General features: G+C 74.8%; 18 protein-coding genes. 6 read left to right on the top strand and 12 right to left on the bottom strand.

The window, feature by feature from the left end:
• Window positions 1-19: 19 nt before the first annotated feature.
• The 8 genes from QPK52_RS01540 to QPK52_RS01505 all read right to left on the bottom strand — a co-directional run bounded on the left by QPK52_RS01540 (window position 20) and on the right by QPK52_RS01505 (window position 7999).
• Window positions 20-1114: a cytochrome P450 family protein gene (locus tag QPK52_RS01540; protein ID WP_410535049.1), complete on the bottom strand. Its 1095-nt coding sequence runs from the start codon at window positions 1112-1114 to the stop codon at window positions 20-22.
• Window positions 1111-2580 (bottom strand): cytochrome P450, encoded by a 1470-nt coding sequence (locus QPK52_RS01535; RefSeq protein WP_410535047.1) that lies wholly within the window; start codon window positions 2578-2580, stop codon window positions 1111-1113. The genes QPK52_RS01540 and QPK52_RS01535 overlap by 4 nt, the downstream gene beginning before the upstream one ends.
• Window positions 2577-3188: a GTP-binding protein gene (locus tag QPK52_RS01530; RefSeq protein ID WP_093658381.1), complete on the bottom strand. Its 612-nt coding sequence runs from the start codon at window positions 3186-3188 to the stop codon at window positions 2577-2579. The genes QPK52_RS01535 and QPK52_RS01530 overlap by 4 nt, the downstream gene beginning before the upstream one ends.
• Window positions 3166-3528 carry a DUF742 domain-containing protein gene (locus tag QPK52_RS01525; protein WP_410535046.1) on the bottom strand — a complete coding sequence of 121 codons (363 nt, stop codon included), beginning with the start codon at window positions 3526-3528 and terminating at the stop codon, window positions 3166-3168. Before QPK52_RS01525 ends, QPK52_RS01530 begins: the two co-directional genes overlap by 23 nt.
• Complete coding sequence (locus tag QPK52_RS01520; protein WP_410535045.1) at window positions 3525-3935, bottom strand: roadblock/LC7 domain-containing protein; 411 nt, start codon at window positions 3933-3935, stop codon at window positions 3525-3527. Before QPK52_RS01520 ends, QPK52_RS01525 begins: the two co-directional genes overlap by 4 nt.
• The gene (locus QPK52_RS01515; RefSeq protein ID WP_410535043.1) at window positions 3932-5296 is read right to left on the bottom strand and encodes an ATP-binding protein; all 1365 of its coding nucleotides are present in this window, start codon (window positions 5294-5296) and stop codon (window positions 3932-3934) included. The genes QPK52_RS01520 and QPK52_RS01515 overlap by 4 nt, the downstream gene beginning before the upstream one ends.
• A gap of 387 nt (window positions 5297-5683) precedes the next feature.
• A complete protein-coding gene (locus tag QPK52_RS01510; RefSeq protein ID WP_410535042.1) occupies window positions 5684-7414 on the bottom strand; it encodes a DUF885 domain-containing protein in 1731 nt (576 codons plus the stop codon).
• Window positions 7415-7516: 102 nt separating this feature from the next.
• The gene (locus QPK52_RS01505; protein ID WP_410535041.1) at window positions 7517-7999 is read right to left on the bottom strand and encodes an Lrp/AsnC family transcriptional regulator; all 483 of its coding nucleotides are present in this window, start codon (window positions 7997-7999) and stop codon (window positions 7517-7519) included.
• Between the two features lie 59 nt (window positions 8000-8058).
• On the opposite strand from QPK52_RS01505, the gene QPK52_RS01500 reads away from it, so the two are divergent.
• A complete protein-coding gene (locus QPK52_RS01500; RefSeq protein WP_410535040.1) occupies window positions 8059-9360 on the top strand; it encodes a trans-sulfuration enzyme family protein in 1302 nt (433 codons plus the stop codon).
• Here QPK52_RS01500 and QPK52_RS01495 read toward each other — a convergent pair.
• The 3 genes from QPK52_RS01495 to QPK52_RS01485 all read right to left on the bottom strand — a co-directional run bounded on the left by QPK52_RS01495 (window position 9308) and on the right by QPK52_RS01485 (window position 13164).
• Window positions 9308-10825: a GNAT family N-acetyltransferase gene (locus QPK52_RS01495; protein ID WP_410535039.1), complete on the bottom strand. Its 1518-nt coding sequence runs from the start codon at window positions 10823-10825 to the stop codon at window positions 9308-9310. The two genes, QPK52_RS01500 and QPK52_RS01495, sit on opposite strands and share 53 nt — an antisense overlap.
• Window positions 10826-10943: 118 nt before the next feature.
• Window positions 10944-11510, bottom strand: coding sequence for a DUF1990 family protein (locus QPK52_RS01490; protein ID WP_410535038.1), 567 nt, complete (start codon window positions 11508-11510; stop codon window positions 10944-10946).
• A 61-nt stretch (window positions 11511-11571) separates the two neighbouring features.
• Window positions 11572-13164 carry an alkaline phosphatase D family protein gene (locus QPK52_RS01485; RefSeq protein ID WP_410535037.1) on the bottom strand — a complete coding sequence of 531 codons (1593 nt, stop codon included), beginning with the start codon at window positions 13162-13164 and terminating at the stop codon, window positions 11572-11574.
• A 353-nt stretch (window positions 13165-13517) separates the two neighbouring features.
• Between QPK52_RS01485 and QPK52_RS01480 the strand changes: the two genes are divergently transcribed.
• The 4 genes from QPK52_RS01480 (at window position 13518) to QPK52_RS01465 (ending at window position 15756) form a co-directional block, all read left to right on the top strand.
• Entirely contained in the window at window positions 13518-13952 is a 435-nt protein-coding gene (locus QPK52_RS01480; RefSeq protein WP_410535035.1) for a hypothetical protein, read from the top strand.
• A gap of 17 nt (window positions 13953-13969) precedes the next feature.
• Window positions 13970-14767, top strand: a complete 798-nt coding sequence (locus QPK52_RS01475) for a transcriptional regulator (protein WP_410540153.1) — start codon at window positions 13970-13972, stop codon at window positions 14765-14767.
• A gap of 37 nt (window positions 14768-14804) precedes the next feature.
• Complete coding sequence (locus QPK52_RS01470; protein ID WP_410535034.1) at window positions 14805-15236, top strand: roadblock/LC7 domain-containing protein; 432 nt, start codon at window positions 14805-14807, stop codon at window positions 15234-15236.
• A 145-nt stretch (window positions 15237-15381) separates the two neighbouring features.
• Window positions 15382-15756 (top strand): hypothetical protein, encoded by a 375-nt coding sequence (locus tag QPK52_RS01465; protein ID WP_093658362.1) that lies wholly within the window; start codon window positions 15382-15384, stop codon window positions 15754-15756.
• A gap of 114 nt (window positions 15757-15870) precedes the next feature.
• On the opposite strand, the gene QPK52_RS01460 is transcribed toward QPK52_RS01465, so the two are convergent.
• Window positions 15871-17400 (bottom strand): PLP-dependent aminotransferase family protein, encoded by a 1530-nt coding sequence (locus tag QPK52_RS01460; RefSeq protein ID WP_410535033.1) that lies wholly within the window; start codon window positions 17398-17400, stop codon window positions 15871-15873.
• A 47-nt stretch (window positions 17401-17447) separates the two neighbouring features.
• Between QPK52_RS01460 and QPK52_RS01455 the strand changes: the two genes are divergently transcribed.
• Window positions 17448-18485, top strand: a complete 1038-nt coding sequence (locus QPK52_RS01455; protein ID WP_410535031.1) for an EamA family transporter — start codon at window positions 17448-17450, stop codon at window positions 18483-18485.
• Window positions 18486-18521: the final 36 nt, after the last annotated feature.

The following is an 18521-nucleotide window of genomic DNA, read 5'->3' as shown; positions in this document are numbered from 1 at the left end:
CGGAAAGGTTCCGGCGGTTTCAGGCGACGGGCTTGAGATGGACCGGCAGGGACCGGTGGCCGTTGGCGATGAACGACGCCTGGGGCACGGGCCCCTCCACCCCGGAGGCCGGCCGGATGTCCGGGAAGCGCTCGAAGAGGGCCGGGAGCGCGATGGCCGCCTCCATACGGGCCAGGGGCGCGCCCAGGCAGAAGTGGACGCCGTAGCCGAACGCCAGGTGCTCCCGCTCGGTGCGGGTGAGGTCGAAGGCGTCGGCGTCCTCGCCGTGGAGGGCGGGGTCGCGGCCCGCGGCGCCGAAGGCCAGGATGATGGGCTCGCCCCTGCGGATCCGCACGCCGTCGAGGTCGATGTCCTCCACCGCGTAGCGCAGGGGCATGTGCATGATCGGCCCCTCGACGCGCAGCGTCTCCTCGATCACGTCGTCCCAGCTCGCCTTCCCCTCCCGAACCAGGGCGAGCTGGTCGGGACGGGTGATCAGGGCGTGGACGGCCTTGGCGATCAGGTTGACGGCCGTCTCGCTGCCCGCGCCGATCATCAGGACGAGGGTGCTGATCAACTGGTCCTCGTCGAACGCGAAGTCGCCGTCGCGGGCGGCGATCAGCTCGGTGGTCATGTCGTCGCCCGGCCGGACGCGCTTGACGTCCGCGAGCGCGCGCATGCAGGCCCACATCTCGGCGTAGGCCGCCCGCGCCTCCTGGGGGGAGGCGTCGGTGTTCAGGACGGCGTCCATGACCCGGCGGGTCCAGGCGCGCATGTCGGCGGGGACGCCGAACAGCTCGCAGATCACCTCGTTGGGGATGATGTAGGCGAACTCCGCGCGCAGGTCGACCGGTTCGCCCGGATCGGCGGTCTCCAGGGAGGTGATCAGCCCGTCGACGATCTCCTGGACGCGGGGACGCAGAGCCTCGGTTCGGCGGGGGGTGAAGGAGGGGGCGATCATGTTGCGCAGCCGGCGGTGCTCGGCGCCGTAGCTGGTGAAGGCGCTGACCACCCGCACCCACACGTTCAGCGCCCAGTCCTGGGGTATTCGCTCCAGCTCCGGCCAGTGCTGCCGCGGATCACGGGAGACGCGCCGGTCGCCCGCCAGGCGCTTGACGTACTCGTGTCCGGTCACCGACCACGCGACCACCCCACCAGGAAGCTCCACCCGCGTCGCCGGCCCCCGGGCGCGGAGGCGGGCCGCCTCGCCGTGGAGGTCGCGTCCCGTGGGGTCGAGGACGGGGATGTCTGGTGATTCCATGGCTGGCCTCCGGATGTCGTGTCGGACGGTGCGGGGGTGTGCACGGGCGTGGAGCCGGACGCGGAGAGTGCCGGGAAGGTCACCGGCAGCGCCGACAGGCTACGGTGGAAGGGTCCCGGCCGCCAGGTCAGTTCGGAGGCCGGGACGGCCAGCGCCACATCGGGCAGCACGTCCAGCAGCGTCTCGATGGCCACGTCGGTGATGATCTCCGAGACGCCCTGCGCGGGGCACACGTGCGGCCCCGCGCCGAACGCCAGATGGGCGTGGTTGGCGGACCGGCGGTCACCGCCGCCGTCGCGCGGCTCCTGGGTGTTGGCCGCCGCGTGGCTGATGAGCACCGGGACGCCCGGGGGGATCAGCAGCCCGGCGCCGGAGTCGTCGCGCAGGTCGTACTCGTTCGTGGCGTAGTGGAAGCAGAAGTTCGCCATCGGCGACTGCTCCCACAGCACCTCGTTGAGCGCGTCGGAGACGGTGAGGCTGCCGCCGGAGAGGTCGCCGGCGAACCGGTCGTCGGTCAGCAGCAGCATGATGGAGCTGGAGATCCAGGCCGACTGCGGCACGGTGCCCGCGCCGATGAGGACCACCAGCTGGTGGATCATCTCCTCGTCCGACAGCTTCAGCGGGTGGTGCAGCAGCCAGGAGGTCACATCGGCGCCGGGGGAGCGGCGCTTGGCGGCGACGAGCTCGCCCAGGCAGCGGGCCAGTTCCTCGCTGCCCTGCTGGGCCGTGGCGGGCTCGGCGTCGATCATCCGCGCGCAGGCCCGGGCCATCCGGTCCGCCAGCGCGTCGTCGCAGCCGAACAGCTGGGTGAACACCAGCGCCGGAAGCCGCTCGGCGTACTGGGAGACCAGGTCCGCCGAGCCGGCGGGGCCGAACTCGCCGATGAGCGCGGTCGCGCTGCGCTGCACGAAGGCGCGCACGCGGTAGGAGTCGACGCGGGCCAGCGCGTCGTCGACGGTCCTGCGCAGTCGCAGGTGCCGGTCGCCGTCGGCGAACAGCAGGCTGGGCCGGAAGCCCATCATGGGGACGACCTGGTTGTCCATCGGGATCAGCCCCTGGTTCAGGGCCGTCCAGCGGCGCGCGTCCTTGCTGAACTGCGAACTGCGCAGCACCTCCAGCGCCGCGCCGTAGTCGGTGACCACGATCGCGGGGACGCCGGGGGCCAGCTCCACCCAGCTCGCCGGGCCCTGCGCGCGAAGCCCGGCGTAGGTGGTCTCCGGGTCGGCGGCGAAGGCGGGGCCGTACAGCCGAGGCAGACCGGCGACGGGCGCGCCCGGGGGCCGGTGGGCGGGGCAGCCCGGCGGGGGAGCCGTGTTGGGGCCGGAAGGCGGGGTCGTCACGAAACGTGCTCCTGGTAGTGGGTGCGGACGTGCTTGACCAGGGCGATCAGCGCCCGTGCGGCGGAGGCGCGGTCCCGCGCGTCGCAGTCGACCAAGGGGGTCTCGGGCCCCAGGTCGAGGGCCTCGCGGAGCTCCTCCTCGGGGAAGCGCGGTGAGTCGGGGAAGGAGTTGAGGGCGACCGCGTACGGCAGGCCGTGCCGCTCCACCGTCTCCATCGCGTCGAAGGAGGCGTCCAGGCGCCGGGTGTCGGCCAGCACCAGGGCCCCGTAGGCGCCGAGGGCCAGCTGACGCCACACCGGGGCCACCCGCATGAAGCGCTGCTGGCCGGGCGCGCCGAACAGGTACAGCACCAGCTCGGGGGAGAGGGTGAGGCGGCCGAAGTCCATCGCGACGGTGGTGGTCCTCTTGTCCTCCACGCCCTTCAGATCGTCCACCAGCGCACCGGCCTGCGTCATGACCTCCTCGGTACGCAGCGGCTCGATCTCGCTGACCGCGCCGATCAGTGTGGTCTTGCCGACGCCGAACGGTCCGACGACCAGGAGCTTGGCGGCGGTCTGGACGGTGTCGCGGACGTAGACACCGCCGTCAGAGAATGTTGTTGAGGCCATCCAGGACCTTCTCCAGGACGTCGAGGTCGGTGGGCCGGGCCACCGGCGGGGGCTTGCGCGCGACCATGTGGCCGCTGTCGATCAGATCCGCCAGCAGGATGGTGGTGACGGACACGGGCAGCCGTACGTGGCCGGCGACCTCGGCCACCGACAGATAGCCGCCCCGGCAGAGCCGGACCATCCTCTGCTGCTCGGGCTCCAGTTCGGCCACCGGCCGGTCCCCGGTCGCGGTGACCAGGGTGATCAGTTCCAGGGCGTGGGTGTTGCGGCTGGGCCGGTTGCGGCCGCCGGTGATGACGTACTGCCGGACCAGGTCCGTGCGTACGCGGCGAGGGGTCATGTCGGGCCGCCCGAGTCGTGGCGGGGCTCGCTGGCCATCTGCCCGCCGAGCTGGGCCACCAGCTGGTGCATCCGGAAGCCGACGGCCTCCACGTCCGCCGCGCCGGAGGTGCCCACGGCCAGGAAACTCCCGTCGCCCGCACGGATGGTGATGACGTATCCGTCACGGAACTGCGTCAGGCTCTGCTCCCAGGAGTCCGGTTCGGAGCGGCACAGCCGGGCGCTGGCGCTGGAGGTGGCCTGGACACCGGCCAGCGCGGCGGCGGTCTGCTCGGCGGTGTCCCGGTCCAGGCCCGGGGTGCAGGCCCGGACCAGGCCGTCCCCGGAGACCAGCAGGGCGTCGCGGACCTCGGGCTGGTCCATGATCTGCCCCAGCATCCAGGCCAGCTTCTCGTTGTCGAAGATCATGTCTCGGTGTTCCCTTCAGACCCGTCCGGCTCGGATCCTCCGGACGTCGGCGTGGTGCGCTGGGCGGCCCGTGCGGCACGGGCGAAACCGCCCAGGGCGGCGGCGGAGTCCCGCGCCGAGCGGCCGGCCGCCGGCGGCTCGGCGGACCGGGGCGCGGGGACGGCGTGTGGTGGCGCGTCGGCGGTGCGCCGCCGGCGTTTGGGCAGCCCGCCCGCGGTCGTCGCCCCGGCCGCGGCCTCCGCCGTCGCGCCGGTCGCCGTTCCGGCGGACGGAACGGCTGCCGTTCCGGCCGCGGAGGAGGCGCCGGCGTCCCCGGGCAGGGAGCCGGACGAGCCGAGCGAGGCCACCGGCCGGCCCGGGGACGGGTCGGTGAGCAGCGAGCTGGGCAGGAACGCCACGGCCCGCACACCGCTGTAGGGGGACTTGGTCACCGACACCTCGAACCCGTACCGGCTGCTCAGCATGCCGATCACGGCGAAACCGAACTTCGGGGGGTCGCCGAGCCGGGTGACACTGACGGCCCCCTGTCCCGACAGCAGGCGCTGGGCCCGCTCCCGCTCGCCCTGCTGGAGGCCCACACCCTTGTCGTCCACGATGACGGACAGCCCGTTGTGCGCGCGTTCGAACTGCACCAGCACCTGGGTGTCCGGGTGCGAGTAGCGGGTGGCGTTCTCCAGCAGTTCGGCGAGCGCGAGCACCAGACCCTCCACGGCCCGCCCCACGACGGCGCGGTCCCCCTCGTCGTGGAAGATCCTGACGCGCCGGAAGTCCAGGATGCGGCTGACCGCGCCCCGCACCACGTCGCTGAGCGGGGTGGCGTCGTGCTGCCGGCCCGGGTACGAGCCGCACACCACGGTGATCGCCTGGGCGCGGCGCAGGATCTGGGCGGTGGCGTGGTCGACCACCTGCAGATCGCCCAGCACCTCGGGCGAGTCGTGCTTGCGGAGCATGTCGGTGACGGCCATCTGCTGCTTGTTGGCAAGAGCCTGGAGGGTGCGGGCCACCGACAGCAGCGTCGCCTGGGTCATCTGCGCGGTGCGGCCCTCGGCGTCGGTCAGGGCGCGTACGACCTGCTCGTGGAGGTCGCCGAGGTGGCGGGCGAACGGCGTCCCGGCCAGTTCCGCGGAGACCGGCGGGAGGTCCGGCACCGGCTGCCGGTCGCTGACGGCCTGGACGGTCGCCGGCAGGCTCACCCCGGCCAGCCGGGCCAGCTCGGCGTCCCGCGCCCGGCTGCCGGAGCGGGCTTCGGACAGTTGTGTCCGCAGCCCGCGGATCAGACGAGCCTGGCGTACCGCCACCGGCGTGAGGGCCACGGCCAGCCCCGAGCCGAACAGACTCGCCACGGTCGTTATATCGCTCATCAACTTTCCTCGCGGACGCGTCGTTGCGGGAAGAAACGGTCAAACCGTCGGTTGGTGCCGACCGGGGTAACCGCGGGTCGCGTGCGACGACAGCGTAGGGCCCGGGCCCGCGAGGGGGAGGGGAAATGGCCAGGCTGTGGCCCTGTGGGCGATCATCTGATATGGCGTCGGGCCGGAGCGCCGGAACCGCGTCCGGAGCGGGTCGGCGACGCCTTCCGCAAACCCGCTCTGTACGCCGGCAACGCGTCGAAAGCGTGACAGCCCGGTGGCGGGCGGACGGCGGCGGGACGAGGGGGCGGCGGGCGGCGGCCGGCCGCCGGTCACCGCAGGGCGCGCGGGGGATGTCCGCGCGCCCTGCGGAGCGCCGTAGGGCGCTCGGGGCGCGGCTCAGAGCGCGGAGAGCTCCGCCACGAGGTCGTCCAGTCCCAGCGAACCCAGGGACAGCGCGTCCATGTGCCACCTCCTGGCGTCGAAGGCGTCGCCGTGCGCCGCGCGGGCGGCCTCGCGCCCCTTCAGCCAGGCGCGTTCGCCCAGCTTGTAGCCGATGGCCTGGCCGGGCATGCCCAGGTAGCGCACCAGTTCGCTCTCGACGTGCTCGGCGGGCAGGCCGCTGTGCATGCCGAAGAACTCCTGGGCCAGCCGCGGTGTCCACCGCTCGCCGGGGTGGAAGGGGGAGTGGCCCGGGATCTCCAGCCCCAGGTGCATGCCGATGTCCACGATGACCCGGACGGAGCGCAGCATCTGCGCGTCCAGGTAACCCAGCCGCAGCTCGGCGTCGTGCAGGAAGCCGAGCTCGTCCATCAGCCGCTCCGCGTACAGCGCCCAGCCCTCGGCGTTGGCGCTGACCATCCCCACCGACGTCTGGTAGCGCGAGAGCCGGTCGGCGACGTACGTCCACTGGGCGAGCTGGAGGTGGTGGCCGGGGACGCCCTCGTGGTACCAGGTGGTGACCAGCTCGTAGAGGGGGAAGCGGGTCCGTCCCATCGCCGGCAGCCAGGTGCGGCCGGGCCGGGAGAAGTCCAGCGACGGCTCGGTGTAGTACGGCGCGGCGGCGCTGCCCGGCGGGGCGATCATGGACTCCACGCGCCGGACCGGTCCGGCCAGGTCGAAGTGCGTGCCGTCCAGCTTCTCGATCGCCTCGTCCATCAGCTCCTGGAGCCACACCCTGGTCTCCTCCACGCCCTCGACGGCCCGGCCGTGCGTGTCGAGGTGGCGCAGCGCCTCCCACGGGGTCGCGGCGCCCGGCAGGACCTTCTCGGCCTCCGAGCGCATCTCGGCGTGGACGCGGTGGTACTCCTCCCAGCCGTAGGCGTACGCCTCCGCCAGGTCCAGATCGGTGCCGTTCCAGTAGCGCGACCACCGCCTGTACCGCTCGCGGCCCACGGTGTCCGGCGCGCCGTGGACGGCCGGGGCGTAGGTGTCGCGCAGCCAGTCGCGCAGACCGGCCACCGCGCCGGCGGCCGCGGCCGCGCCCCTGTCCAGCTCGGCGCGCAGGGACTCGGGACCGCCGGCGGCGAAGGAGGCGAACCAGCTCCGGCCGCCCTCCGCGCCCAGCCACTCGCCGAGCTGCCCGATCACGGTGTCCACCTGGCGCGGACCGGCCGGAAGCCCGCCGGCCAGGCCCTTGGCCAGCGAGGCGCGGTAGCCCTCCAGGGCGGCCGGCACGGCCGTCATCCGCCGGGCGACGGCCGCCCAGTCCTCGTCGGCCGCGGTCGGCATGAGCGTGAACACGCTGCGCACCGAGTGCACCGGGGAGTGGAGGTTGCTGACGGCGCGCAGCCCCTCGCCCGCCTCGTGCACGGCGAGTTCCGCGGTCAGCCGCTCGCGCAGCAGGCGCGCGCAGCGCCGTTCGGCCTCGCCGTCACCGCCGGGCCGCCGCTCGGCCTCGGCGAGCCGCTCCAGGGCGGTGCGGCCCAGGACGGCCACGGCCTCCTGGCCCTCGGGGGAGAAGTCGGGCAGCTCTCGCGGACCGCCGGGGAGACCGAGGTAGGTGCCGAGGATCGGATCGAGTGCGACCAGGTCGTCGACATAGGCGTCGGCGACCTGGCGGGGCAGGGGCGCTGTGCCGTGCGCGGTACCGTGCGCGGTCCCGGATGAGGTGTTCGTGACATCGGACATGGGCCTCATCCTGGTACGGCGGTGCCCGCCGGGCCACGGGGAACGCCGCCGGGGAGGCGGCTTCCGCCATCACGGGACCGGGCCGGCCGCGGGCCGCCCCGGTCAGCCCGGCCGCTCGGGCGGCAGCAGCGGGCCGCACGTCCACTGCTGGAAGATCAGCCGCGTCTCGACCCGGGCGACCTCCCGGCGCGAGGTGAACTCGTCCAGCACCAGCCGCTGGAGATCGGCGGTCCCGGCGACCGCGACATGGACGAGGTAGTCGTCGGGACCGGTCAGGTGGAACAGCGCCCGCGACTCCGGCAGCGCTCGGACGCGCTCCACGAACGGTCCGATCAACTCCCTTCTGTGGGGCCGGACCTGTACCGAGAGGAAGGCCTCCAGAGGCCTTCCGAGTTTGGCTGAATCCAGTCGTAGCGCATGGCCGAGGATCACCCCGCCGCGACGCAGCCGTGCCACTCGGTCCAGACAGGTCGAGGGGGCCACGCCGACGGCGGCCGCGAGATCGCGGTAGGTGGTCCGGGCGTCGTTCTGCAGAAGGCGCAGAATCTCCAGATCGACCGGGTCGAGAACGACTGAATCGGACATTCGCCGAACATAACACGGTCGTTCTCCGCTACACGCCGGTAGTTGTTCAGCATCGCGGCATGACCCACCAGGACAGCATGGACACGACACCGCCGGCCGCCACCCGAACGCTGGCCACCGAGGCCGTGCACGCCGGACGCGAGGACCTCGCCGCCCTCGGCCTGCACGCCGCCCCCCTGGACCTGTCCACCACCTATCCCTCCCGCGACAGCCGGGCCGAGGCCGCCCGGCTGGACGAGTTCGCCGCCACCGGCGCCGAGCTGGAGGGCCCGCCGGTCTACGGCCGGCTCGGCAACCCCACCGTGGCGCGCTTCGAGACGGCCCTGGCCCGGCTGGAGGGCGCCGAGGCGGGCGTCGCCTTCGCCAGCGGCATGGCGGCCCTGACCGCGGTGCTCCTGGCCCGCGCCGCCCAGGGGCTGCGGCACGTCGTCGCGGTCCGGCCGCTGTACGGCTGCAGCGACCACCTGCTCACCGCCGGGCTGCTGGGCACCGAGGTCACCTGGACCGACCCGGCCGGCATCGCCGACGCCATACGCCCCGACACCGGCCTGGTGATGGTGGAGACACCGGCCAATCCCACCCTGGCCGAAATCGACCTGAAGGCCGTGGCGCACTCCTGCGGCTCCGTACCGCTGCTGGTCGACAACACCTTCGCCACCCCCGTACTGCAGCGGCCCGTCGAGCACGGCGCCCGCATCGTGCTGCACAGCGCCACCAAGTACCTGGGCGGACACGGCGACGTCCTCGGCGGCATCGTCGCCTGTGACGAGGAGACGGCCCGCGAGCTGCGGAAGGTGCGCTTCGCCACCGGCGGCGTACTCCACCCGCTCGCCGGCTATCTGCTGCTGCGGGGCCTGTCCACCCTGCCGGTGCGGGTGCGGGCGCAGTCGGCCACGGCCGCGGAACTGGCCCGGCGCCTGGCCGGCGACCCGCGGATCGCCCGGGTGCACTACCCGGGGCTGGGCGGGGCCATGGTCTCCTTCGAGGTGCACGGGGACCCGCACGAGGTGATCGCGGGAGTGCGGCTGATCACCCCGGCGGTCAGCCTCGGCAGCGTGGACACCCTCATCCAGCACCCCGGGTCCATCAGCCACCGCATCATCGGCGAGGACGACCGCCGCACCGGCGGGATCGGCGAGAGGCTGCTGCGCATGTCGGTCGGTCTGGAGGACGTCGAGGACCTGTGGAACGACCTCGACGCGGCGCTCGGCTCCGCCCGGGGAACCGGAGGCGGAGCCGAACGGCGCGTAGGGGGAGCGGGGAACGGCACCGAGGACGCCGGCGGCGCCGGGGACGGTGCCGCAGGTGTCAGCGCGGCTCCGGCTCGGCGGCTGCCGGAACCGGGACGAGCCGGGCGGTGATCACCAGGGTGCCCTCCTCGACCTGGTAGTCCAGCGGCAGCCCCAGGCCGCGCATGGCCGCCACCATGCCGGTGTTGTGCGACTGCGTCACGGCGTAGACGCTCTCGCACCGCGCCTCGGCGGCCATCGCCACCAGACGGCGCAGCAGTTCGGCGCCGATGCCGCGGCGCTGCCAGACGTCCTCGACGAGGAGGGCCACCTCCGTCTCGTCGCCGTCCCACATCAGATGGCCGAGCGCCACCAGTTTCCCCGAGGCCGTCTCGGCCGCCAGGGTGCGGCCGAAGCGGGGGCTGAGCAGGTGGTCCAGGTAGCGGTCGGCGTCCCTGACCGGACCGTGGTAGCGCGCGGCCAGGGTGCGCGCCGAACAGCGCCGGTGCATCGCGCGCGCGGCCTCCAGGTCGGAGGTGTCCGCCCGCCGTACGGTGATCTCGTTCCCCTCCGGGAGCGTGAGCGTCTCGCGGCGGCGCGGCATCCGGCCCGCCGACCCCTTGCCGGCGCCGGGCCCGGCGGTTCCGGAAGGGCGGGAGTCCGGCTGGGCGTCCAGCCGTGCGTCCAGCTCGACCAGGGCACGGGCCCGGGCGAACTCGGTGGGGGTGAAGGGCAGGTGGGGGCGCTCCACGACGATCGTCCCGCCGCGCGGATCGCGCATCCGGATCACCGTCCCCTCCAGCACGCCGTCCTCGGGGGTCTCCTCCCCGTGCCGCTCCCCTCCGGGCTGCCCGCCCGCCGTCCGGGAGGGCACCGAGCGGATCGTGCAACGGCCGAGCAACTGGCGCAGTGCGAGCGGCAGTTCGGCGCTGTCCAGCGCGGTACGGGTGGCCAGGCCCAGCACCCGGGTGGGGGTGTCCACCAGATCGTGTGCGTCGGCCCGCTCCAGCCAGGTGTCCCGTCCGCCCGCCGAGGCCACCGCCCGGCCCAGCTCGGCGGCCTCCAGCGCGCGGGGCGCCCGCAGCAGGAACTCGTCCACCGTCACCTCGCCCAGCGGATGCGTCTGGAGCCCGATGACGTCCACCCGCAGCTCCGCCAGGACGGTGCACAGCGCGGCGAGCGCTCCGGGCTCCTCCCGCACGGTGGTGCGCAGCCGCCACAGCACCGGCGGCTCCTGCGAGGCGGCCGCGGAGGTGGTGGAGGCGGTGGAGGCGGTGGAGGCGGTGGGGCCCGCCCCGCCCGCCGGGCCCCCGCCGGGATCGGGCGGCGGGTGGTGGCGGCGCCGCGCCCACCAGGTGTGGATTCCGGCCGTGGCCAGCAGGGCGGCGGCCGACAGGACCAGCAGCACCGGGCCGTCCGGCCCGTGCGCCACCGTCTTGGCGATGCTGTCGGCCACGGTCACGGCCGTGAACAGCGCAGCCAGTTCGACCAGGTCGTGCCGCCAGTGGTGCGGGCCGCGGGCCCTGCGGCGGAGGGCGCGGCGAGCGGTGCGGCGGTCTGCTCGGCGGTCTGCGCGGTGCGGGGAGGATTCGGTCATGCGGCCACTCTCGCCGACCGGTGTTGCGTGATCACGAACGGTTTGTGACCGATGGGTTAAGGGCCTTCTGGGAACCATGCCCTCTTCGCCGGTTTCGCCGGTTTCGCCGAGCGCTCCGTCAGGCACGGGGGCGGCGGGAGGCGCGGGAGAGCCTCCGCAGCACCGCCCCGCACCGCCGGGCGTACAGCCGCTGGAACAGCGGGACGAGCGGCCCGGCGGCCCGCGCCCACCACACCTCGGGGCGGCTGAAGGCCCGTACCTCCAGCCAGACCGTCCCGTCGTCGTCCAGCTCCACGACGAACGCCTCCTCGCCGCTCTCCGGGTGCCCCGGCAGCGTCCCGTAGCCGAAGCCCGCCCGCCGCTCGCCGTCCGCCGTCCACACCACCCGGCACGGCGCGTGGATCCTCAGCCTTCCGGCGCCCAGGCCCACCACCACGCGCACCCCGGGCTCGGCGCGCGGGGAGGCGGTGGCCATCCCCACGCCCATGGCCCGGTGCATCCGCCAGGTCAGCACGGCCCGCCCGGCGGCCAGGAAGACCTCCCGGCCCGAGCCGAGGCGGGTGCGCACCCGCAGCCGCCCGAAGCCCGGCGGGTAGCCGGACGGGTCGTCCTCGCGGGTGGCGCCCGCCCCGGCATACGTCAGGCCGGCCGCGGGGTCGTCCGTGCGGTCGTCGCTCGCGTCCATGGGCGCAGCGTATTGCGCCGCATCGCTCCGTGGTGCGCCGGACCCGTGGACGCCCGGCCGCCTACTGCCCCACGAGACCGGGGCGCAGCACCTTGGTGAACAGCACCGCGCCGCCCTCCTCGCGCAGCCGCACCGTCAGCTCGCCGCTGTCGCCGTCGATGTCCACCTGGCCGTAGAACTGGTAGCCCTCGCTCGGCGGGACGTTGCCGCGCTCGGGCGCCTTGACGAAGACCCGCTCGGGGCCGAAGGTGCCGTCCAGCGTGCTCGCCGGGAAGGCCCCGGCGTTCAGCGGCCCGGTGACGAACTCCCAGAACGGCGCGAAGTCCCCGAACGCCGCCCGCGCCGGGTCGTAGTGCTGGGCCGAGGTGTGGTGCACGTCCGCGGTCAGCCACACCGTGCCTGTGATCCGCCGGTCGCGGACGAACCGCAGCAGCTCGGCGATCTGCAGCTCGCGCCCCAGCGGCGCGCCCGGGTCGCCCTGCGCCACCGCCTCGACGTCCGCGCCGTCGGATACGACCAGCCCCAGCGGCATGTCCGAGGCGATCACCTTCCACACCGCGCGCGAGCGCGCCAGCTCCCGCTTGAGCCAGGCCAGTTGCTCCGCGCCCAGTACACCCTGCGGGTCGGAGGTCTGCAGGCCCCGGGAGTTGGCGTTGCGGTACGTGCGCATGTCCAGGACGAAGACGTCCAGCAGCGGGCCGTGGCGCACCACCCGGTAGATCCGCCCGTCGCGGTCGCGCCGCGGGGAGGACAGGGGGAAGTACTCGCCGAACGCCCGCCGGGCCCGGGCCGCCAGCACGTCCACGCGCCGCTCGGTGTAGCGGGAGTCGGTGAGGATCTCGCCGGGGTACCAGTTGTTGACCACCTCGTGGTCGTCCCACTGCACGATCGAGGGGACCTGGGCGTTGAAGCGCCGCAGCGACTCGGCCATGAGGTTGTAGCGGAAGTTGCCCCGGTACTCGTCGAGGGTCTCGGCGACCTTCGCCTTCTCCTCGGTGACCACGTTGCGCCACGTACCGCCGCCGGGCAGCGCCACGGTCTCGGCCAGCGGGCCGTCGGCGTAGACGGTGTCGCCGCTGAAGAGGAAGAAGTCCGGGTCCAGCCGGGCCATCTCGTCGAAGACCGGATAGCCGCCGCGGTCGGGGTTGATGCCCCAGCCCTGCCCGGCCAGGTCGCCCGACCACACGAAGCGCACCCCGTCCCGGCGCCGCGCGGGGGCGGTGCGGAAGGTGCCGTGGACCGGCTCGCCGGTGCGCCGGGGGTCGTCGGGGTCTGCCAGCACCACCCGGTAGTGGATCTGCCGGCCCGGCGGCAGTCCGTGCAGCGCCGTCGTCCCGGTGAAGTCCGTGTCCGGCCCCAGCAGGGGGCCGTGCCAGCGGCGCGCGTTGCGGAAGGACTCCGTGGCGGAGGTCTCCACCAGCATCCGGGCCGGGCGGTCCGAGCGCACCCACACCAGGCCGGACGTGGCCGTCACGTCCCCGGTCTGCACCCCCCAGCCGGCCCTCGGCCGCCCCGACAGCGCCAGCGCGGGAGCGGCGGCCGGCCCCAGCGCGGCGGCCGGCAGGGACAACGCGGCCGAGGCCGCCAGCGTGCCGCGCAGAACCGAGCGCCGCGCGGGCGCGGCGCGCTCCGGTGATTCCTGGTGTGGTGCCATGGGCGGACAGCCTCCTGAACGTCGGGCGGAGCGGGTCGTACGGCCGGTCATGGTGGCCTCGCGAGGCGAACGGAGGGGAACCGCTCCGCCGCGTGCCGGCCTGTTCCGGGTAAACGCGGCGGTGCCCGGCCGGCCCGGCACCCGCGCCGGAGCGGACGCCGGAACAGGCGCCGGCCAGGCGGGCGTAGAGCGACGTGAAAATGACAAGTTCATTTGCCACTCGAACAGTACGCCGCTTCCTCGGTCGGAATCGATCAAATGTGCCCGGAACGGGTGACACGATGCGTAATCTCATCGTCACTTCCGCACCACCGGTGGGTGCGTCCGCACGGCGAGCAGGAGGGGAACCGCGCGTGCCCGGAATCGACGAGTGCCTGCTCGAGGCCATGACACTGCCCGGCGCCCGCGGCGCCGCCGTGGTCGACTGGACCAGTGGGCTCGCGCTCGGAGCGGTGGGCGAGCCGTCGTGCGGGGACCACGAGACGACCGCCGCCGAGACGGCCGAACTCGCCCGCACGGCCGCCGAGCGCACCGCGTTCGCCGGGCCCGGCGGCTCCAGGAGCGCAAGCGGCGGGGAGCCGGGGAGGGAGGCGGAGCCCGGTGCGGGAGAACCGGTCGAGGACCTCATCGTCACCACCCGCGACGGCTACCACCTGCTGCGCTTCATCGGGCAGCAGGTCTTCGACGGCAGCCTCTTCATCCATCTGTGGCTCGACCGGGAGGACGGCAACCTCGCCCTCGCCCGCATCCGCCTGCGCCACCTCTGCGAGCGGCTGGTGCTCGAGTGAGGGCCGCCCTCTCCCCGATGCTCGGCCATCTCGCGGCGCGGCGGGCCACCGGGGCGCTGCTGCGCGGCAACGGGACGCTCTACCTGCGCGACGGCGAGGTGGTCCACGCGGAGAGCCCCGTCTCCCCGGGGCTGGAGGTGCTGCTCACCCTCGGCGGCAGGCTCCCCGCCGAGGGCTGGCGGGAGGCCGTGGAACGGGCGGGGGCCCGCCGGCAGGTCGCACGCTTCCTGGTCGACAACGGCCGGCTGACCCGGGGCGAGCTGGAGGTCTACCATCTGGGCGCGCTGTACGACGCGGCCTTCTTCGCCCTCGCCCCGGGCAGCGGACCGGCCCGGTTCCGCAGCGGCCTCTCCCACTGGCTGGGGCCCGTCCGTCCGGTCCCGGCCGGGGATCTGCAGCGCGAGGTCCTGCGCCGCAGAAGACTGCTGGAGGACCTGTGGCCGCATCCGGAGGTGGACACCGCCCCGGTGGTCCGGACGCGGGAGGCCGCCTCTCCCGCCCCGACCCGCAGGCAGTGGGCCGTCCTGGAACTGGCGGACGGGGTGCGCACCCCCGCCGGCATCGCGCGCCGGCTCGGCCGTCCGGCCTTCCACGTGCTGATCGACGTACGGCGGCTGGCCGCCGCCGGGCACATCCGGACGCCCGCCCCCGCGACGGCACCCCCCTCCGGGGCCCCGTCGGCGCCGGTGACCCAGGTGCCAGGGTCCCTCCCGCCCCCGTCCCCCGCGTCCGCCGCCCGGACCCCGGAGATGTCCGCCGACCCGGACATCGCCCTGCTGCTCCGGATCCGCGATGCCCTGGAGGCGCGCCTGTGATGCACCGAACCGTTCCCGCCGGCCCCGGAGCCCTGCCGTGAGGCGCGCGCTCAAGCAGTTCGCCGGGCTGCGGCAGCCCGCCGCGGCCGACCCGGAGGTGCTGCGCGAGCTGCGCGTGCTGCGTTCCCGGGTCCCCCATCTGACCGGTGCCCTCGCGGTCGGCACCGGGGGCGTACTGCTCGCAGAGGACGCCCCCGGAACCCAGGCCGTCGCCCTGGCGGCGCTCACCGCCGCAGCCCTCGCCGACGCGCTGCGGCTGGCGGACACCGCCGACCGCGGGCACTTCCGCGAACTGCTGGTGCGGGGGGAGAAGGGCTACGTCGGGGCCTACGCGGCGGGTCCCGCCGTCCTGGCCGTCCTGGCGGAGCCACGCGCCAACGTGGGCCGGATCCACCTGGAGGCCCGCCGGACCGGAGCGCGCATCGCCCGGCTGGCCGCGGGCGCGGACGAACGGCCGGAGGGCGACTGAGCCGAGCCGGGACCACCGGCGCCGCCCGGCCGCCCTCCCGGGCACCCGGCCCACACCGCGGGCGAACCCGCCCGCTGCCACCCGATATGTCAACGAAAGACCGGAACGTGCACCGCGGTGCACACGGAAAGGAAGTGCGACAGCCATGGCCAACGTCGAAACCTCCCTCAAGGAAGCGATGACCGCCATCGAGGGCTCCCTCGGAGCCGCCCTCGTCGACTACACCAGCGGCATGGCGCTGGGCACCGTCGGAGGGGGCAAGGACCTCGACCTGAACGTCGCCGCCGCCGGCAACACCGACGTGGTCCGCGCCAAGGTGCGCACCATGGAGATGCTGGGCCTGAAGGACGAGATCGAGGACATCCTGATCACCCTCGGCGGGCAGTACCACCTGATCCGCCTGCTGAGGGGGCGCGGCAACAACGGCCTCTTCCTCTACCTGGCCCTGGACAAGACGCGGGCGAACCTCGCCATGGCCCGGCACCAGCTGCGCAGGATCGAGGCGGAGCTGGAGATCTGACACGGCGGCGGACCCTTCGGGCGCGCACGGCGGTCCGGCACCCGGGGATGCCGCGTGAGAGCGCGGACGGGCCGGGGGAGGACGGCCGCTCCCTTTGCTCGGGAGCCCTTCTCCTCATGGGCTCCGGGCCGCCTCGGCCAGCAGCCGTACGCCGTGCGCGATCCGGTTCGGCGTCAGATGGGCGTAGCCCAGCACCAGTCGCACGCGCCCGTCGCCCTCGCCGCCGTCGCTCCCCGGCGGCGACGGCGGCGAGGACGACGGGCGCGGCGGCAGGTAGTCGGACAGCGGCCGCACCGCCACCCCCGCCCGGGCCGCACGGGTGAGGAGGCGCTCCTGCGGGCCGCACCGGCGCGGCAGCGCGGCGATGACGTGGAGCCCCGCGGCGATCCCCGTCACCTCCGTGTCCCCGATGTGCTCCGCCAGGGCCCGCAGCAGTGCGTCGCGCCGCTGCCGGTAGGCGCGTCCGCAGCGGCGCAACTGCCGGTCGTACTCGCCGCGGGCGATGAAGTCGGCCAGCAGGGCCTGGTCCAGCACCGGATGGCCCAGGTCCATGGTCCGCTTGCGCTCCACGATCTCCCCGGCCAGAGCGTCCGGCGCCACCAGCCAGCCCAGCCGGAGCCCCGGCGCGAGGGACTTGCTGACCGATCCGGTGTAGGCGACCCGCCGGGGGTCGAGTCCCTGGAGCGCGCCGACGGGCGCCCGGTCGTAGCGGAAGTCGCCGTCGTAGTCGTCCTCGACCAGCAGCCCGTCCACATCGCGGGCCCAGGCCAGCAGCGCCGAGCGGCGAGCCGCGGAGTAGGCGATGCCGGACGGGAACTGGTGCGAGGGGGTGAGCACCGCGGCCCGCGCTCCCGAGGCCGCCAGCTCCCCGGGGAGCAGTCCCTCCGCGTCCATGCCGACCGGCGCGGTGCGCAGCCCGGCCGCCGCGAACAGCGCCGCGTGCTCGAAGCTTCCCGGAGCCTCCACCGCCACCGTCCGCCTCCCGCGTTCGTTCAGGGTGAGGGCCAGGAGCGTCATCGCCTGCGCCACGCCCGAGCAGATCACCACCCGCCCGGGATCGGCGGCCACCCCGCGCCGCCGCGTCAGCAGGGCGGCCACCGCGGAGCGCAGTTCGGGCAGCCCGCGCGGATCGGGGTAGCCCAGGGCGTGGTGCGGCAGGCCGGCCAGCGCCCTGCGGTGGGCGGCGGCCCAGGCGGTGCGCGGGAACAGTGCCGGGTCGGGGGAGCCGGGCCGGAAGTCCACGGCGGGCACGGCCGGACGCTCCCCGGCGGGCGGGGCGCCCACCGGGGCGTCGCGCACGGCGCTGCCCACCCAGGTGCCCGAACCCCGGCTGCTGGTGAGATAGCCCTCGGCGGTCAGCTGCTCGTACGCCTCGGTGACCAGGCCCCGGGAGACCCCCAGGTCGGCTGCGAGTTCGCGGCTGGAGGGCAGCCGGGCGCCGGGCGCCAGCCGACCCGAGCGCACCGCCTCGCGCAGCCGGGCCTGGAGCGCGCGCCCGCGCTGCCGGGGCGGGGCCGAGGAGACGGGCAGCAGCAGCCCCCACGCCGCACCCCCGCCGCGCCCTGCGCCCGGCTCCGCGCCCTGCCCCGCATCGTCTCCGCCTCGGCCTCCGTCTTCGCCGGAAGTGGTCCCCGTAACCGTCATGGAAGTGGACCTTAAACCGGACCGCACCGCTTCCTAGCGTCGATCCCATGACCTCCCCCTCCTCCGGCCCCTCCTCCGGTCCCTCCACGGCCGCGCGCCGCCGCGGCGCCCTGCTCGCCGCCGTCGCCTGCTGCCTGGTCGGCGCCTCCTTCACCGCCAACAGCGTGCTCGGCGACTACCCCTACGCCGGAGGCCAGGCACTGCGCTACGGCCTGGCCTGCCTGCTGCTCCTGCCGCTGCTCGGACGCGGTGCGCAGGCGACCCTGCGCCTGCTGACGGCACGTCAGTGGGCGCGCCTCGCCCTGCTCGCCGCCGTGGGGATGGTCGGCTTCAACCTCGCCGTACTGGCGGCCGAACGGACCGCCGAGCCCGCGGTGCCCGGGGTGCTGGTCGGCTGCGCGCCGGTCGTCGTGGCCGTGGTCGTCCCCGCCCTGGACGGCCGCAGGCCCGCGCGTCCGGTGCTGTACGGGGCGCTGCTGGTGGCGGCCGGCGCCCTGGCCGTACAGGGCTGGGGCCGCACCGACGCCGCCGGACTGCTGTGGTCGGCCGCCGCGCTGGCGGGCGAGGTGGGGTTCGCGGTGATCGCCGTCCCCCTGGTGCGCCCGCTGGGCGCCCGGCTGCTGTCCGCGGCGGCCTGCGCCCTGGCGGCGCTGGAGGCCGCGCTGCTCGGTGTGGTGCTCGACGGCCGGGCCTGGCTGCGGATGCCGGACCCGGCCGAGGCGGCGGCGCTGCTGTGGCAGGCGGTCGTCGTCACGGTGGTCGGCTTCGTCTGCTGGTACGCGGGCGTCCGCCGCATCGGCGCCGAGCGGGCCACGCTCTTCTCCGGGCTCATCCCGGTCTGCGCGGCGCTGACCGCTCCGCTGGTGGCCGCCGGCTCCTACGGCTGGGCGCAGGCGGGCGGCAGCCTGCTGGTCGGGGCGGGCGTCGCGCTGGGCGCGGGCGCCCCGACCCGCCGCCCGGCCGTGCCGGGGCCGGAGGGACCGGCGGGGTCACCCGAACCGTCCGGAGCGCCGGGGACGCCGGGGACGCCGGGGGAAGGCGTGCCCGTGCCGGAGCGGACGGCCGTCCGGCGGCATCCGGGGTGACCCGCCCGGCCCCGGACCGCCCTTGACCGGTACGGG

This window comes from Streptomyces sp. KL2 (assembly GCF_046529545.1).
GTDB lineage: Bacteria > Actinomycetota > Actinomycetes > Streptomycetales > Streptomycetaceae > Streptomyces > Streptomyces radiopugnans.
This window is presented reverse-complemented; position numbering and strand designations above follow the sequence as displayed.

Excerpts from the sequence above, each read along its gene's own strand:
- QPK52_RS01520 (WP_410535045.1), bottom strand. The coding sequence starts at position 3,935 with ATGATCTTCGACAACGAGAAGCTGGCCTGGATGCTGGGGCAGATCATG.
- QPK52_RS01490 (WP_410535038.1), bottom strand. The coding sequence starts at position 11,510 with ATGGACGCGAGCGACGACCGCACGGACGACCCCGCGGCCGGCCTGACG.
- QPK52_RS01475 (WP_410540153.1), top strand. The coding sequence starts at position 13,970 with ATGCTCGGCCATCTCGCGGCGCGGCGGGCCACCGGGGCGCTGCTGCGC.
- QPK52_RS01510 (WP_410535042.1), bottom strand. The coding sequence starts at position 7,414 with ATGTCCGATGTCACGAACACCTCATCCGGGACCGCGCACGGTACCGCG.
- QPK52_RS01460 (WP_410535033.1), bottom strand. The coding sequence starts at position 17,400 with ATGACGGTTACGGGGACCACTTCCGGCGAAGACGGAGGCCGAGGCGGA.
- QPK52_RS01500 (WP_410535040.1), top strand. The coding sequence starts at position 8,059 with ATGACCCACCAGGACAGCATGGACACGACACCGCCGGCCGCCACCCGA.
- QPK52_RS01495 (WP_410535039.1), bottom strand. The coding sequence starts at position 10,825 with ATGACCGAATCCTCCCCGCACCGCGCAGACCGCCGAGCAGACCGCCGC.
- QPK52_RS01465 (WP_093658362.1), top strand. The coding sequence starts at position 15,382 with ATGGCCAACGTCGAAACCTCCCTCAAGGAAGCGATGACCGCCATCGAG.
- QPK52_RS01485 (WP_410535037.1), bottom strand. The coding sequence starts at position 13,164 with ATGGCACCACACCAGGAATCACCGGAGCGCGCCGCGCCCGCGCGGCGC.
- QPK52_RS01530 (WP_093658381.1), bottom strand. The coding sequence starts at position 3,188 with ATGGCCTCAACAACATTCTCTGACGGCGGTGTCTACGTCCGCGACACC.
- QPK52_RS01515 (WP_410535043.1), bottom strand. The coding sequence starts at position 5,296 with ATGAGCGATATAACGACCGTGGCGAGTCTGTTCGGCTCGGGGCTGGCC.
- QPK52_RS01505 (WP_410535041.1), bottom strand. The coding sequence starts at position 7,999 with ATGTCCGATTCAGTCGTTCTCGACCCGGTCGATCTGGAGATTCTGCGC.
- QPK52_RS01525 (WP_410535046.1), bottom strand. The coding sequence starts at position 3,528 with ATGACCCCTCGCCGCGTACGCACGGACCTGGTCCGGCAGTACGTCATC.
- QPK52_RS01455 (WP_410535031.1), top strand. The coding sequence starts at position 17,448 with ATGACCTCCCCCTCCTCCGGCCCCTCCTCCGGTCCCTCCACGGCCGCG.